General features: G+C 51.3%; 17 protein-coding genes and 1 pseudogene. 13 read left to right on the top strand and 5 right to left on the bottom strand.

Translation table 11 applies throughout. The features are described 5' to 3' along the window. From secY to BMX22_RS09710, 13 genes are all read left to right on the top strand, one after another. Complete coding sequence (secY, locus tag BMX22_RS09770) at positions 1 to 1,341, top strand: preprotein translocase subunit SecY (protein ID WP_074742282.1); 1,341 nt, start codon at positions 1 to 3, stop codon at positions 1,339 to 1,341. 24 nt (positions 1,342 to 1,365) lie between these two features. After that, positions 1,366 to 2,001, top strand: coding sequence for an adenylate kinase (locus BMX22_RS09765; RefSeq protein WP_074742281.1), 636 nt, complete (start codon positions 1,366 to 1,368; stop codon positions 1,999 to 2,001). After that, positions 2,001 to 2,753 (top strand): type I methionyl aminopeptidase, encoded by a 753-nt coding sequence (gene map, locus BMX22_RS09760; protein ID WP_074742280.1) that lies wholly within the window; start codon positions 2,001 to 2,003, stop codon positions 2,751 to 2,753. The genes BMX22_RS09765 and map overlap by 1 nt, the downstream gene beginning before the upstream one ends. 14 nt (positions 2,754 to 2,767) lie before the next feature. Beyond that, positions 2,768 to 3,007, top strand: coding sequence for a KOW domain-containing RNA-binding protein (locus BMX22_RS09755; protein WP_074742279.1), 240 nt, complete (start codon positions 2,768 to 2,770; stop codon positions 3,005 to 3,007). 13 nt (positions 3,008 to 3,020) lie between these two features. Beyond that, positions 3,021 to 3,239 carry a translation initiation factor IF-1 gene (infA, locus tag BMX22_RS09750; protein WP_009984966.1) on the top strand — a complete coding sequence of 73 codons (219 nt, stop codon included), beginning with the start codon at positions 3,021 to 3,023 and terminating at the stop codon, positions 3,237 to 3,239. A 41-nt stretch (positions 3,240 to 3,280) separates the two neighbouring features. Next, on the top strand, positions 3,281 to 3,394 hold the full coding sequence (gene rpmJ, locus BMX22_RS09745; RefSeq protein ID WP_009984964.1) for a 50S ribosomal protein L36: 114 nt from the start codon (positions 3,281 to 3,283) through the stop codon (positions 3,392 to 3,394). Positions 3,395 to 3,426: 32 nt separating this feature from the next. Beyond that, positions 3,427 to 3,795 carry a 30S ribosomal protein S13 gene (gene rpsM / locus BMX22_RS09740; protein WP_031563428.1) on the top strand — a complete coding sequence of 123 codons (369 nt, stop codon included), beginning with the start codon at positions 3,427 to 3,429 and terminating at the stop codon, positions 3,793 to 3,795. A gap of 14 nt (positions 3,796 to 3,809) precedes the next feature. After that, positions 3,810 to 4,214, top strand: a complete 405-nt coding sequence (gene rpsK / locus BMX22_RS09735) for a 30S ribosomal protein S11 (protein WP_031563430.1) — start codon at positions 3,810 to 3,812, stop codon at positions 4,212 to 4,214. Between the two features lie 21 nt (positions 4,215 to 4,235). Next, the gene (gene rpsD / locus BMX22_RS09730; protein WP_074742278.1) at positions 4,236 to 4,835 is read left to right on the top strand and encodes a 30S ribosomal protein S4; all 600 of its coding nucleotides are present in this window, start codon (positions 4,236 to 4,238) and stop codon (positions 4,833 to 4,835) included. Between the two features lie 64 nt (positions 4,836 to 4,899). Further along, positions 4,900 to 5,865, top strand: coding sequence for a DNA-directed RNA polymerase subunit alpha (locus tag BMX22_RS09725; protein ID WP_074742277.1), 966 nt, complete (start codon positions 4,900 to 4,902; stop codon positions 5,863 to 5,865). Between the two features lie 39 nt (positions 5,866 to 5,904). Continuing rightward, on the top strand, positions 5,905 to 6,249 hold the full coding sequence (rplQ, locus tag BMX22_RS09720) for a 50S ribosomal protein L17 (RefSeq protein ID WP_074742276.1): 345 nt from the start codon (positions 5,905 to 5,907) through the stop codon (positions 6,247 to 6,249). 392 nt (positions 6,250 to 6,641) lie between these two features. Next, positions 6,642 to 7,142 carry a preprotein translocase subunit YajC gene (gene yajC / locus BMX22_RS09715; protein WP_074742275.1) on the top strand — a complete coding sequence of 167 codons (501 nt, stop codon included), beginning with the start codon at positions 6,642 to 6,644 and terminating at the stop codon, positions 7,140 to 7,142. Positions 7,143 to 7,197: 55 nt separating this feature from the next. Next, positions 7,198 to 7,596 (top strand): TIGR04086 family membrane protein, encoded by a 399-nt coding sequence (locus BMX22_RS09710; RefSeq protein ID WP_074742274.1) that lies wholly within the window; start codon positions 7,198 to 7,200, stop codon positions 7,594 to 7,596. On the opposite strand, the gene BMX22_RS09705 is transcribed toward BMX22_RS09710, so the two are convergent. The 5 genes and pseudogenes from BMX22_RS09705 to BMX22_RS09685 form a co-directional block, all read right to left on the bottom strand. Then, a complete protein-coding gene (locus tag BMX22_RS09705; RefSeq protein WP_074742273.1) occupies positions 7,593 to 9,008 on the bottom strand; it encodes a S1C family serine protease in 1,416 nt (471 codons plus the stop codon). The genes BMX22_RS09710 and BMX22_RS09705 overlap by 4 nt on opposite strands. A 30-nt stretch (positions 9,009 to 9,038) precedes the next feature. Then, the gene (locus tag BMX22_RS09700) at positions 9,039 to 10,514 is read right to left on the bottom strand and encodes a sensor histidine kinase (RefSeq protein ID WP_074742272.1); all 1,476 of its coding nucleotides are present in this window, start codon (positions 10,512 to 10,514) and stop codon (positions 9,039 to 9,041) included. Positions 10,515 to 10,583: 69 nt separating this feature from the next. After that, complete coding sequence (locus tag BMX22_RS09695) at positions 10,584 to 11,291, bottom strand: response regulator transcription factor (RefSeq protein WP_074742271.1); 708 nt, start codon at positions 11,289 to 11,291, stop codon at positions 10,584 to 10,586. Between the two features lie 188 nt (positions 11,292 to 11,479). Then, positions 11,480 to 12,553: a tetratricopeptide repeat protein gene (locus BMX22_RS09690; RefSeq protein WP_177173007.1), complete on the bottom strand. Its 1,074-nt coding sequence runs from the start codon at positions 12,551 to 12,553 to the stop codon at positions 11,480 to 11,482. Between the two features lie 103 nt (positions 12,554 to 12,656). Then, positions 12,657 to 13,589: pseudogene (locus BMX22_RS09685) on the bottom strand (hypothetical protein); the annotation flags it as partial.

Raw genomic sequence — 13,589 nt, 5'->3', positions numbered from 1 at the left:
GTGTTTCAGACACTGAAACGTGCTTGGAGCGTTCCCGAGATAAGGAAAAAGCTTTTATACACATTACTCATGGTCATCATCTTCAGATTGGGAAGCGCTATCGCTGTTCCCTATCTTAACACGGAAGTAGTCAACGCCTGGATGGACAGCAATGCCGTAAACGGCAACTTCCTCGAGTACCTCAACACTATTACAGGTGGTGCGCTCTCGCAGGCTACTATCTTCTCACTCTCGATCACGCCTTACATCAATGCGTCGATCATCATGCAGCTCCTCACCTACGCGCTGCCGCCTCTTGAGAGGCTCAGGGACGAGGGCGAGGAAGGCAGAAAGAAACTCAATAAGATCACGGCGGCTGTTGCACTTGTGCTCTCTGTTGTGCTCGGTGCAGGCTACTACATGATCCTCAGACGTATGACGGGTGTTACCGACAACGACGGCAATCTCCTCGGAGATGCTCTCAAGTATGCGGACGGCGGTTACGGCATATTTGCTGCTATCGTTATTATCGTTACTTTCGTTGCGGGCGCTTCGTTCGTAGTCTGGATGGGCAACCGTATCAGCGACAAGGGTATCGGAAACGGCGTTTCCATGCTCCTCTTCGCAGGTATCGCAGCCCGCTTCCCTGTTGATGCAGGCAAGCTCATCGGTTATACTATCGACGAGCCTTCAAAGTACCTCTGGGTAACTCTCGGATACCTCGTATTCATCATCTTCGAGTTTGCGTTCATCGTATTCATGAATGAGGCTGAAAGACGTATCCCGATACAGTACGCTAAGCGCGTCGTTGGCAGAAAGCAGTACGGCGGTCAGAAAACGCACATACCCATGAAGGTTATGATGAGCGGCGTTATGCCTATCATCTTCGCTATGTCGTTCATGGCTCTCCCGCAGACCATTCAGCTCTTCAAGGAGAATCCCCACGACGGCAGCTTCTATGCTAAGTTCTGCGACTTCTTCTCAACAAGAAGCCTCGGATACGCTGCGATCTATTTCGTACTCATTATAGCGTTCAACTATTTCTACGTTTCGATACAGTACAACCCCGTCGAGATAGCCAATAACCTCCGTCAGTCCAACGGCGGCATCCCCGGCATCAGACCCGGTAAGCCCACTGCGGACTACATCCAGAGAGTTCTCTCCAAGATATCTCTCGTAGGTGCGGTATTCCTCGGAATCATCGCTGTTATCCCGATATTCTTCTCTATGGCTGACGAAAAGCTCAACCATATGTCTATGGGCGGTACTACTATCCTCATCGCAGTAAGCGTTGCGCTTGAGACTACACGTACACTCGAATCACAGCTTATGATGAGACACCACAAGGGATTCCTTTCATAAGCCCCTGACATGGAGGACATAAATATGAATCTTATTTTCTTAGGCGCTCCCGGCGCAGGCAAGGGTACACAGGCTGAGGTAGTTTCCGATGCTCTGAATATCCCCCAGATCTCCACAGGTAACATTCTTCGCGAGGCTGCCAAGAACGGCACTGAGTACGGTCTCAAGGCCAAGGCTGCTATGGACGCGGGCGCGCTCGTTTCCGACGATATCGTTATCGGTATCCTCAAGGAGCGTATCGCCGAGGACGACTGCAAGGACGGTTTCATCCTCGACGGCTTCCCGAGAACAGTTCCGCAAGCTGAGGCACTCGACGCTATGGGTATACAGATAGACAAGGTAATTGAGATAGACGTTGCAGACGAGACTATCAAGCAGAGAGTTTCGGGCAGACGTGTCTGCCAGGGCTGCGGCGCTTCTTACCACGTTGAATACAAGCCCACTAAGGTCGAGGGCGTTTGCGATAAGTGCGGCGACAAGACTGTTATCCGCAAGGACGATCAGCCCGAGGTAGTGCTCGACCGTCTCGCTACTTATCACGAAAAGACAGCTCCCCTCAAGGACTATTACGAGAAACAGGGCAAACTTGTTACCGTAAAGGGTCAGGAGGAAGTTGCTGAAACATCCAAGCTCACACTTGCTGCCGTAGGTGTCAAGTAATGAGCATAACCATAAAATCAAAGTCCGAATTAGCCATAATGCGTGAGGCAGGTAAAATTACCTGCGGCGCAATATGGTATGCGGGCGAAAAACTTAGGGCAGGAATGTCTACGCTCGACGTCGATAAGCTCGTCGGAGAGTTTTATGCCAAGCACGGCGTCAAGTCCTGCTTTAAAGGGCTTTACGGATTTCCCGCGAATGCCTGCATCTCGGTAAACGAGGAGGTCATCCACGGTATCCCTAAGGCAAGCCGAAGGTTAAAGGAAGGCGATATTGTAAGCATCGACACGGGAGCTGCGTTCAACGGCTTCAATGCCGACAGCTGCTGGACCTTCCCCGTAGGCAAGATTTCTGATGAGGCAAAGGCATTGCTTGAGGTCACCGAGAAAAGCCTGTTTGAAGGCATCTCGAAGGCTCAGGCGGGCGCAAGAGTCGGAGATATCTCACATGCTGTGGAAGAATACTGCGCTTCACGAGGCTACGGGATCGTAAGAAATTACTGCGGCCACGGTATCGGCAGAGAGGTACACGAATCACCCGAGGTGCCGAATTGGGGACGTGAAGGTCACGGTCCCAGACTGGTTTCGGGTATGACGATATGTATAGAGCCCATGATAAATGTCAAGGGCGACGATGTTAAAACTCTCAAGGACGGTTGGACCGTGGTTACCAAGAATGGTTCACTGTCAGCTCACTTTGAGCACATGATCGCAATAACTCCTGATGGTCCCGTCATTTTGACACAGCCCTGACGGAGGGAATTATTGTGAAGATATACGTAGGTTCGGTCGTGAAAGCCAATGCGGGACGCGACGGCGGAGGGTTCTTCGTCGTGACGGCTGCGGAGGGAAACAGGTGCTCCATCGCGGACGGCAAGAGCAGAAAGCTTGATAAGCCCAAGCGGAAGAATATAAAGCATCTCTCACCGACCGACAGCATGATAGATATTAACGGTATAACTGATAAACAGCTCAGGATAAAGCTCAGGCAGCTGAGCGCTGAGTAAGGAGGTTGTTCAAGTGTCCAAAGAAGATGTGATCGAGGTTGAGGGCGTTGTTACAGACGCACTTCCCAATGCAATGTTTAAGGTACAGCTGGAGAACGGTCATGAGGTTCTTTCTCACGTTTCCGGCAAGCTCAGAATGAATTATATCAGAATCGTTCCAGGCGATAAGGTGAAGCTTGAAATGTCACCGTATGACCTCTCGAAGGGGCGTATCACCTGGCGCGTAAAGTAAACGAGGACTAAGGTCCGCTATCCGCTAAGGAGGTATTTTCAATGAAAGTCAGACCTTCAGTAAAACCTATTTGCGAAAAGTGCAAGGTTATCAAACGTAAAGGCAGAATCATGGTGATCTGCGAAAATCCTAAGCATAAGCAGCGTCAGGGCTAATCCTCGGCTGCAATAATGGAGGTAATAACAATATGGCAAGAATAGCTGGTGTTGACCTTCCCAAGAATAAGAGGATCGAGATCGGTCTCACTTATATCTACGGAATCGGTCGTCAGACTGCAACTAATATCCTCGCTGCCACAGGCGTTGATCCTGACGTTAGAGTTAAGGACCTCGCAGAAGAGGATGTAGCTAAGCTTCGTGACTATATCGATGCAAACTACACCGTTGAGGGTGATCTCCGCCGTGAGACTGCACTCAACATCAAGAGACTTGTTGAAATAGGCTGCTACAGAGGCGTTCGTCACAGAAAGGGTCTGCCTGTAAGAGGTCAGAGAACCAAGACAAACGCAAGAACCCGCAAGGGCCCTGTAAAGACTATCGCTAACAAGAAGAAGTAAGGAGGTCATGAGCTTTGGCACAGCAGAAAGGTAAAAAGGTCTCTACTATCAGAAGACGTAGAGAGCGCAAGAATATCGAAAGCGGCGCAGTTCATATCCAGTCCACTTTCAATAACACAATCGTAACTATCACTGATACTCAGGGCAACGCTATCTCCTGGGCAAGCGCAGGCGAGCTCGGATTCAGAGGCTCTAAGAAGTCTACTCCCTTCGCTGCACAGACAGCTGCTGAGACAGCTGCTAAGGCTGCTATGGAGCACGGTCTCAAGAACGTTGAAGTTTACGTAAAGGGACCCGGCGCAGGCCGTGAGGCTGCTATCAGAGCACTCCAGACCGTTGGTCTTGAGGTAAGAATGATCAAGGATGTTACTCCTATCCCGCACAATGGATGCCGTCCGCCTAAGAGACGCCGCGTCTGATGAAAGAGGAGGTAAATTGATATGGCAGTACAGAAAGAACCTATTCTTAAGAAGTGCAGATACCTGGGCATCAGCCCCGCTGTAATGGGCGTCTCAAAGAAGGAATCCATCCGCTTCAAGAATGCTAATAACAGAAAGAAGATCTCCGAATACGGTCTCCAGCTCAAGGAAAAGCAGAAGCTGAAGTTTATCTACGGAGTGCTTGAGAAGCAGTTCAGACACTACTTCTCTATCGCTGAGAAGATGGAGGGCAAGGCCGGTGATAACCTTATCACTGTTCTCGAATCCAGACTCGACAGCGTTGTTTACAGAATGGGTCTCGCTCTCACAAGACGTGAGGCAAGACAGCTTGTCGTTCACAGCCACTATACTGTAAACGGTCAGAAAGTTAATATTCCTTCTTACAGAGTTAAGGTTGGCGATGTTATCGCTCTCAGAGAGAAGGACAGAACTTCCGAGAAGTTCAAGGCTACAGTTGAAGAGACTAAGGACAGGATCGTTCCTACATGGCTCGATGCCAAGAAGGACGATTTCTCAGCTACAGTTACTCGTATGCCCTCAGCAGAGGATATTGATTATGAGGTAGCAACACACCTCATCGTCGAGCTGTACTCCAAGTAATCGTAGGATCGCTTGATATATCAGAACTCGAAAATAATTATTATTGCGAAACAGGAGGGTCATTATGCTGGAAAAGATCAATAAGCCTGATATCGACATCGTCGAGCTTAAAAGTGACGGCAAATACGGCAAATTCGTTTTAGCACCGCTTGAGCGCGGATACGGTATTACACTGGGCAACAGCCTCAGACGTGTGCTGCTCTCCTCACTTCCGGGTGTGGCTGTGACTTCCGTAAAGCTCTCGGGCAAGGACGGTACGGTTCATCATGAGCTGTCCACCATCCCGGGCGTTAAAGAGGACGTCACAGAGATCATCCTCAGCATCAAGGGTCTTACAGCTAAGCTCTACGGAGAAGGTCCCAAGACTGTATACGTAGAGGCTGAAGGCGAGTGCGAGATAACTGCGGGCGATATCAAGACCGATTCTGAGGTCAATATCCTCGATCCCGGTATGCACATCGCTACGCTGGGCAAGGACGCAAAGCTGTATATGGAGATCACTATCGACAGAGGCAGAGGCTATGTTTCCGCTGAAAGAAACAAGAAGCAGATAAACCTCCCCGTTGATGTCATCGCTGTTGACAGCATCTATACGCCTGTTCTGAAGGTAAACTACACCGTGGAGGACACACGTCTCGGACAGGTTACCGACTATGATAAGCTCACTATGGAGGTATGGACCGACGGTACTATCTCCGCTAAGGAGGCTTTATCACAGGCAGCCAATCTCCTCAACGAGCATCTGAAGCTGTTCATCGAGCTCTCTGAAGAGTCCGGAATCGCTGAGGTCCTCGTCGAAAAGGACGAAAAGGGCAAGGAGAAAATCCTTGAGATGACCATTGAGGATCTTGACTTATCGGTGCGCTCCTTTAACTGCTTAAAGAGAGCGGGAATCAATACTGTAGATGACCTCATCAATAAGTCTGAGGAAGAAATGATGAAGGTTAGAAACCTTGGAAAGAAATCCTTCGATGAGGTCAAGGAAAAGCTCCAGTCACTGGGCTTTGACCTCTCATCCGAAGAAGAATAACTAAACCATCACTTAAATATTAGTAAAGGAGTGAAATACATGCCGGGTACAAGAAAACTGGGCAGAACATCTGACCACAGAAAGGCTATGCTCAGAGGCATGGTAACTTTCCTTCTTGAGAACGGTCAGATCGAAACGACTGTTACAAGAGCAAAGGAAGTTCGTGCGGTTGCAGAAAAGATGATCACTATCGGTAAGAATTCCGATCTGCACTCCAAGCGTCAGGTAATGTCATACGTAACTAAGGAGTCCGTCGCTAAGAAGCTCTTCGACGAGATCTCTCCCAAGTATGCAGACAGAAACGGCGGTTATACTCAGATCGTTAAGATCGGTCCCCGCCGCGGCGATGCTGCTGAAATGGCTATTATCAAGCTTGTGGACTAATTCACATAAAACGTGCGGCTGTCAGCTCTCTGGCAGCCGCATTTTTTTGTAGGGCGCCCGCAAATAACACATCGCTTGCCGCTTACGTAATTGTGGGACGTCGAGGACGCCGTCCCCTACAATTGGTTGGTTGGGGCGTGTGTTGGCGGGCGGCGGGACGCCGCCCCTACAGAATGGGAACGTAAGGTATGAGAGGAGCAGCGGGTCGACGTGGGCGTCGACACCTACATAATGTCGTTTCACCTGTTCGTTTTCGGGCGGATGATATCCGCCCCTACAGTTGGTTGGTGGGGCTTCTCACCGAAAAATTCGGCAAAATGCTTGCATTATCCTTTGGAATGTGTTATAATATACCTTGCATTGATATTTTTACGGAATAAGGAGTTATAACTATGAAAAGGAAATTAGCCGTTATTATACCGACAGCTCTTATGACTGCTGCGGCGTCAATGAACTGCGCTGTCAGCGCTTTCGCTACCGAGGCTGCCGCTTCGGGGGACACTGCACAAAAAACCGCAAACCCGCTGCTCACTTTCGTTCTTCCGCTCGGTTTCTTCTTTGTTCTGCTCTACTTTATGCTCATCAGACCCCAGAAAAAACGCGAGCAGGAACAGAAAGAGCTCCAGAGCAATGTACAGATAGGCGACGAGGTAATCACAACGGGCGGTATCATCGGTATCGTTGTCCGCGTGGCTGAGGATAATATCGTTCTCGAAACAGGCGGCGAGCGTACCAAGATAAGAATGAAAAACTGGGCTATCGCCGAGAATGTAAGCGCTAAGGAGCGCGCTAAGGCGGCTGCTCCGAAAAAGAAGTCCGCTCTCGAGACTGCTGCTGCTGTCGATGAGACAGAAAAGAATTCCAAGAAGAAAAAGAATAAGGACGAAGAATAATCGCCGATGCCTCCGCATAGAATCGTATGAACGATACTATAAGGAGGCATTTTTTATGCGCCGACACCGTCAGAGCCTCTGGGCTAACCCTATACTCAGCCTTGCGGCTGCTGTGCTGTGCGGGAGCGCTGCTTTGCTCATTTCGGTCGTCGTTTCGGCGGCTTTGACGTACTTCGTGCTCGCAGATATGCAGTTTGTCGGATTCTTTGCTGCACTCTCCGCTGCGCTCGGTGCTTTCTCGGCAGGCTATATCTACGGCAAGTTCCACCGCCGTCACGGTCTTATCGGCGGCATAGCGTGCGGAGCGGCACTGTATGCAGCTATCAGCATTGTCGGACTTTGCACTGTCGGTGCTCCGGCAGATATAAGAAAACTCCTCCTGCTGACCGTTGCGGGTGCAGCAGGAGGAGTTGTGGGGGTCAACTCGGTTCGACCAAAAAGCCTTACCGATTAGAAGTCACCCGAGGTATCGGGCATGAGCTTGAATTCTATATTGTAGTAGCTTATGTCGCCGTCCTTAGTTACGTGGGCACACGTTGCGGGTACTTTGTCTCCTGCGGCGTAGGAGGCGCTTATCGTGTCGTAGAGGTCGTCGTAGGTCTTGATGGACTTGCCGTTGATAGCTGTGATGAAGTCGCCTGCCTTGAGGTCGGTGTTCGCAATGTCGCAGTTCGGGTCGAATGCGTCGATGTACACGCCTTCAAATCCTTCGGGGATGGGGAAACCAAGCTTCTCCTCTATCGTCTCTATCTTCGATTCCGAGGACATATCAACAAGCGTTATGCCTATACGGAATCTTCCGCCGATAAAGCCGTTGCTGATGAGCTCCTCGATTATGGGCTTTGAGTCATTTATCGTTATGGCAAAGCCGAGTCCTTCATATGAGCTGCTGACGTACTTCGAGGACGTGATGCCTATTACCTGTCCGTACATATTTACAAGTGCTCCGCCCGAGTTGCCAGGGCTGATAGCGGCATTTGTCTGTATGCAGTTCATCTCGAAGCCCGTGGAATCGCTGCGTATCTTGCGCCCCACTGCCGAGACTATGCCGTCTGTCACCGTGTTCGACAGTCCTGCGGGATTGCCTACGGCGATGACCTTCTCGCCTACTATTACTTCGTCGGAGTCGCCGAGCACTGCGGGACACAGCTCAGCATTGTTGACCTTTATGACTGCGATATCGGTCTTGGCGTCTCTGCCCACTATCTTGGCATTGTAGACCTTGTTGTCGCAGGTGTGGATGTCGTGGTAGCCGTCTGCAAGCAGTACGTGCGCGTTTGTCACTATGTAGCCGTCTGCCGTGAGGACTACTCCCGAGCCCGTGCCTTTCAGCGTCGAGCGGAAGGGGTCGCTGTAGGTGTATATCTCGACGATAGACTCCTTCACCGCTGCGGCTGCTCCTTCGGTGGTGTATCTGCCGTTTTCATCGACAAAGTTTTCAAGGTCGTTCGCGCCCTCGGGTTTGGAGTTCTGATAGAGCACTACGTTCGTGCCGCCTATAGCCTTCATATGGTCCTTGCTGCGTATCAGGTCTGCCGTTATCCCGACTATGCATACGGTCAGTGCAAGCAGCACCATGAGGAAGAACAGCACGAGGATAGCCCTCTCGCGGGCTGTGCGGAGCTTCCTTTCCCTGCGCTCCTCATCTGCCTTTATCTCGGCGGCGCTCATCCTGTCGTATTCGTCGAAGCCTATCGGCTCATACATGAACGAGTCGTATACGGGTCTGTGCGGGCGGGGCGGCTGCGGGGCGGGAGCGGGCTGCTCCTGCTGCGGGGCGGGCGCCTTTTCGTGCTTGGGGATATATGTATTATCAGAGGCGGGCGGTACTATGCCGCCGCCTGTGTATATGTTGTTATCGTCCATATTTGCTCCTTTGGCAGTGCTGCGAATGCGTCAGCTCTGCTTTTCTTTTTTCTCTGTATCCTTTTTGTCTTCTTTTTCTCTGGGGTCGACGGGTATCTGTATCTGGAATTCGGTATACTCGCCTTCGACGCTCTTGACTACGATGTGTCCCTTGTGGAGATGCACTATCTTGCGCGAGATGGACAGTCCGAGACCGAGACCTGTGGTGTCTTTGCCGCGCGAGGAGTCGGTCTTGTAGAAGCGGTCGAATACCTGACGTATCTCGCTGTCCTTCAAGCCCTCGCCCGTGTTCCTGATACCGACGATGCAGATGTCGTCTTTCTTGTCAAAGCGGAATGAGAGCGTTCCGCCGTCGTTTACGAACTTCACGGCGTTCTCTACAAGGTTGTATATCACCTGCTGCATGAGGTCGGCGTCGACTATCGCTGTGAGGCGGTGGCTGTCGAGCTCCTCGACATTCAGGTGCTTCTCCTCTATCTTCTTCTCGAACATCAGCACGACCTGTATCACGAGGTCGGTGAGGTTGGTCTCGCGGAAATTCGGGCGCATCGTTCCCGACTCAAAGCGCGTCATGTTCAGCATTGATGTTATGAGTATGCGCAGACGCTTTATCTCGTTCGACACGAGGAAAAGGTACTCCTGCTGGCGGTTCTTGGGGATAGTGCCGTCGAGTATGCCGTCCACAAAGCCGCCGATAGTGGTGATGGGCGTGCGGAGCTCGTGCGAGACATTCGCGATGAACGTCTTGCTGGTGTCTTCGCTCTTTTCGACGTTTGCTGCGAGCGCGTTCACGCATTCGGAAATATCTTTCAGATTTCCAGGCAGCTCGGTGGGGAGCTTCTCGGAGAAGTCGCCCTTGGAGTATTTCTCGCTCACCTTGAGGAAGTGCTCTTCAAATGCGATGTGCTTCTTGATGCTGTTTTTCAGCAGGAGATAGCACAGCGTTACGCCGATGATGCCGAAGAGCACATACAGCGCGACTATCTTGATGGTGAAGAGGTTGAGCTCGTCGGTGCTGCCGTATACAAGGACGTATACGGGCACGTATTTCATCGTGGACTGTTTGAGGTATACCTTCGAGCCGTAGATGAGATAGGGCTTGTTGTGGGATATGGTGTTCGAGCTGAGGTCGAGGTAGTCGTCGTCGTCGAGCGCCTTCTGCATATTGACGGGCAGGGGAGCGGTCTCGCTGACTGCTGCGCTGTCGCCCGACAGCACACAGCTTCCGTGCTCGTTATAGATGTATATCCTCACGTCGTACTGTCCCATGAACATCTCCTGCAAGTGCTGTGCCTGCCCGAGATAGCCATCGCCGCTGCGCTGGTATTCCTCCGTTATACTGCTGATGTAAAGCTCGCCGACGGACTGTATCTCGCCAAGCTTCGACTTCTTGTAAATTGCCGAGCACAGGCTCATCATCACCGTACCGATGAGCAGCAGCACGAGGATTACGATTATCAGCGCAAGCCTGAACAGCTTGTAGTATGAGCTCTTTTTCTTGTTCATGGGTTATCACCTCGCAAAAAAGCAGGGGACAGCCTGTCCCCTGCGATGATGACAAGCTTCGGAGCAGGCTTATTCCTCTTCCTCTGCTTCAAATTTGTAGCCTACGCCCCATACGGTCTTGAGCGCCCACTTTTCGGACACTCCTTCCAGCTTTTCGCGGAGACGCTTGATGTGGACGTCGATAGTACGCGAATCGCCGTAGTATTCAAAGCCCCATACTTCGTCAAGAAGCTGGTCACGGGTATAGACCCTGTTGGGGTTGGAAGCGAGATAGTAGAGAAGTTCGAGTTCCTTCGGCGGTGTGTCGATATTCTTTCCGTTTACCTTCAGCTCATAGCGCGTCATATTCACCACGAGCTTGTCATAGCGGACTTCCTTTATCTCGGGCTCAACGTTGATGTTGCCCACTCTGCGGGTAACTGCGTTGATGCGTGCTATGACTTCCTTGGCGTCAAACGGCTTGACTATGTAGTCGTCTGCACCCAGTTCGAGGCCGATGACCTTGTCGATGGTCTCGCCCTTCGCCGTTATCATTATTATCGGGACATTGGACTTTTTGCGTATCTCGCGGCATACCTGCCAGCCGTCCATTCCCGGGAGCATTATATCAAGAAGCACCATATCGGGCTTGAGTGCGTTGAACTTGACTACCGCTTCCTCGCCGTCGTGAGAGAGTATAACGCTGTAGCCGTCCTTTTCGAGGTAGAGCCTGAGCAGGTCGCATATATTCTTATCATCGTCGACGATAAGGACCTTCAGACTTTTTTCGTTTGCCATAATATTACCCTCTTTCTATGAAAATTTGAATAAATTATCACTTTATATTATAACCTACTTTTATTAATTTGTCAATAAATTTCTGCAAATTACTGCTGCATAAAAAATTTGCATTTGGGGATAGGTGACGGCGTGTGCATACGGGCGGTTGAACGTTAAAGGACGTCCGCTCAGCGGACGTCCTTTCCTTACGATTTCGGTGCTTCTTCGGGCTCATACTCCGTCTGAGATGCGTCCTTCGGACGAAGCATCTGCGCACGCGGGTCGAGCTGGATTATCAGCTTCTTGATATCTTCGTCAAGCGTGAGATTGTATGTTATCTTCATCGCCTGTACTGCGTTCTCCTTGTCGCCGAGTCCCATGTAATGCGCGGCAAGCTGTGCAGATACCTCTATTACGTGCTTGTCGGGGCCGTATTCGATATCGTACTTCTTCATTACCGCTACCATTTCCTCAATGGACGGCTTCCTGATAGGCGTGCCCTTGAGGTTCGCAAGATGCTGCATCTCGTAGGGGACTGCGGGGTTAGGTGCAAACATTACGCTCGCTACATAGAACGCTGCCGCGTCTTCGTAGTCGCCCGAATCGGTCAGCGCGTAGCCGATGTTGGAGTAGCAGCGGGCTATCGACAGCGGTGAGTATGCTACTCTCAATGTCTCGCGTGAGACATCCAGCACCATTTTCTTGTTCTTGATGAGCTTGTATATCTCCGCAAGCTCGAATCGCGGCGCTACGTCGATGGGATTGAACGCTATCGCCTTTTCAAGTACGGGGATAGCGTCTATGTTTGCGCCCGTCTCGATGAGAATGTAGGCGTAGGTGGTCAGGTACATCGTGAAGTTGAACGGGGTGCGGTTGAGTATCTTGTCCTCACTGAAAAGAAACTGGCAGAGGTTGTCCTCGAACGGGTTGCGGAGCGATACGAACTTCGCCTTTTCGGTCTCCGCGAATTCAAGGCATATCTTCTTGTAGAGCTTTTCTGCCTTCGGGAGAGCTTCGAGATATTTCTTCTCCTTGACGAGAGCTTCTATCTCGTCGTAGACTTCGTTGAGGCGCTTGCCGTCGATGTATGTGAGGCGGTTGAGCTCCTCGCGGCGCTCTTCGGGCATATTTTCCATAATGAGCTCGCCTACTGCTTTCAAACCGTCGTAGCTGCCTTCACCTGCGAATCTCTTGCCCTCTTCTTTAAGTATCTTTTCGTTTTCCTCGGGCGAGTCTCCGAGCTTTGCGCGGAGCTGCTCAAGTATATCATTGTATGCCATTGATTTCCCTCTCATTTCTATTATTATAATATCAACGCAGGACATAACGGGTATGTCCTGCGCTGTTTAAGTCATATTGCCGTACTCACGGGGAAAGGTTACTTCAATAACCGCCCCTCTTTGCCATTTCCTTTCTGAACTTGGCGTCTATCTTCTCCTGCTTCTTCATCGCCTTGAGCTCTGCCTTTGTGAGCGGTCTGTCGTCGACAGGCATGGGCTTCGGAGCGGGTCTGCTCGGCGCTGAGGACATTGAAGATGTGCTCCTTGCGGGGGCTTTGTACTCCTGAAATGCAGGGATGCTCTGCTGTACCTGTGCGTCGACAGCCTTCTTCTGCTTTATGGAGTTGTCACCGAGCTGTGAGAGTACGTCCTCGATAGAGCCGATAACACGCGTTCTCTGCTGGAGTCCCTGTGTGTCTGTAAGGCTCTGGTTCGCGTATTCCTTCGACTCGGAGATAGCGTTGATGAAAGCCTGTGATGTAGCTCTTGAATGCGGATTCGTCGCTATCTTGGACACGTTCGCGCTTATGGGCGAGCCCTTCGCTGCTTCTGCTGCGGCTATTCTCTGACCAGGTGTCATATCGTGAGCTGAGGTGGGTACCTCCTGTGCTGCTCTGATAGCCTCCTGAAGACGGGTGTTCTTGTTGAAGGGCATCTCGAACTCGGGTATTTCCTGTCCGGGAACGGGTGAGAGGACGGGCTGTCCGTTCTCGCCGTAGCCTGTTATCTGCATCTGGACATATGTGTATATGGGCTGCTTTGCAGCGTCATAGCCTGTTATCTGAGGTACGGAGATGACCTGTCCCATTGCGGGCATTCCTGCGGGAGCTGCGGCTGTCTGCTGTACTGCGGGTGCGGGATTTACAGGCGCGGGCTTTACGGAAATGGGCTTCACGGGGGCGGGTGCAACTGCCTTGGGTGCGTTCTGAGCGGCTGCTGCTACTGCGGAGGCGATGTCGTCTATGACGGGTGCCTCTTCCCTGGCGGGAGCTGCCTGCTGAACGGGTGCGGCTGCCTTGGGTGCGTTCTGAGCGGC

Origin of the sequence: Ruminococcus sp. YRD2003, assembly GCA_900109435.1 — a bacterium.
Lineage (GTDB): Bacteria > Bacillota > Clostridia > Oscillospirales > Ruminococcaceae > Ruminococcus > Ruminococcus flavefaciens_G.
This window is presented reverse-complemented; position numbering and strand designations above follow the sequence as displayed.

Coding starts and splice junctions, on each gene's coding strand:
- BMX22_RS09765 (WP_074742281.1), top strand. CDS start 1,366: ATGAATCTTATTTTCTTAGGCGCTCCCGGCGCAGGCAAGGGTACACAG.
- map (WP_074742280.1), top strand. CDS start 2,001: ATGAGCATAACCATAAAATCAAAGTCCGAATTAGCCATAATGCGTGAG.
- rpmJ (WP_009984964.1), top strand. CDS start 3,281: ATGAAAGTCAGACCTTCAGTAAAACCTATTTGCGAAAAGTGCAAGGTT.
- rpsM (WP_031563428.1), top strand. CDS start 3,427: ATGGCAAGAATAGCTGGTGTTGACCTTCCCAAGAATAAGAGGATCGAG.
- rpsD (WP_074742278.1), top strand. CDS start 4,236: ATGGCAGTACAGAAAGAACCTATTCTTAAGAAGTGCAGATACCTGGGC.
- BMX22_RS09725 (WP_074742277.1), top strand. CDS start 4,900: ATGCTGGAAAAGATCAATAAGCCTGATATCGACATCGTCGAGCTTAAA.
- rplQ (WP_074742276.1), top strand. CDS start 5,905: ATGCCGGGTACAAGAAAACTGGGCAGAACATCTGACCACAGAAAGGCT.
- yajC (WP_074742275.1), top strand. CDS start 6,642: ATGAAAAGGAAATTAGCCGTTATTATACCGACAGCTCTTATGACTGCT.
- BMX22_RS09710 (WP_074742274.1), top strand. CDS start 7,198: ATGCGCCGACACCGTCAGAGCCTCTGGGCTAACCCTATACTCAGCCTT.
- BMX22_RS09705 (WP_074742273.1), bottom strand. CDS start 9,008: ATGGACGATAACAACATATACACAGGCGGCGGCATAGTACCGCCCGCC.
- BMX22_RS09700 (WP_074742272.1), bottom strand. CDS start 10,514: ATGAACAAGAAAAAGAGCTCATACTACAAGCTGTTCAGGCTTGCGCTG.
- BMX22_RS09695 (WP_074742271.1), bottom strand. CDS start 11,291: ATGGCAAACGAAAAAAGTCTGAAGGTCCTTATCGTCGACGATGATAAG.
- BMX22_RS09690 (WP_177173007.1), bottom strand. CDS start 12,553: ATGGCATACAATGATATACTTGAGCAGCTCCGCGCAAAGCTCGGAGAC.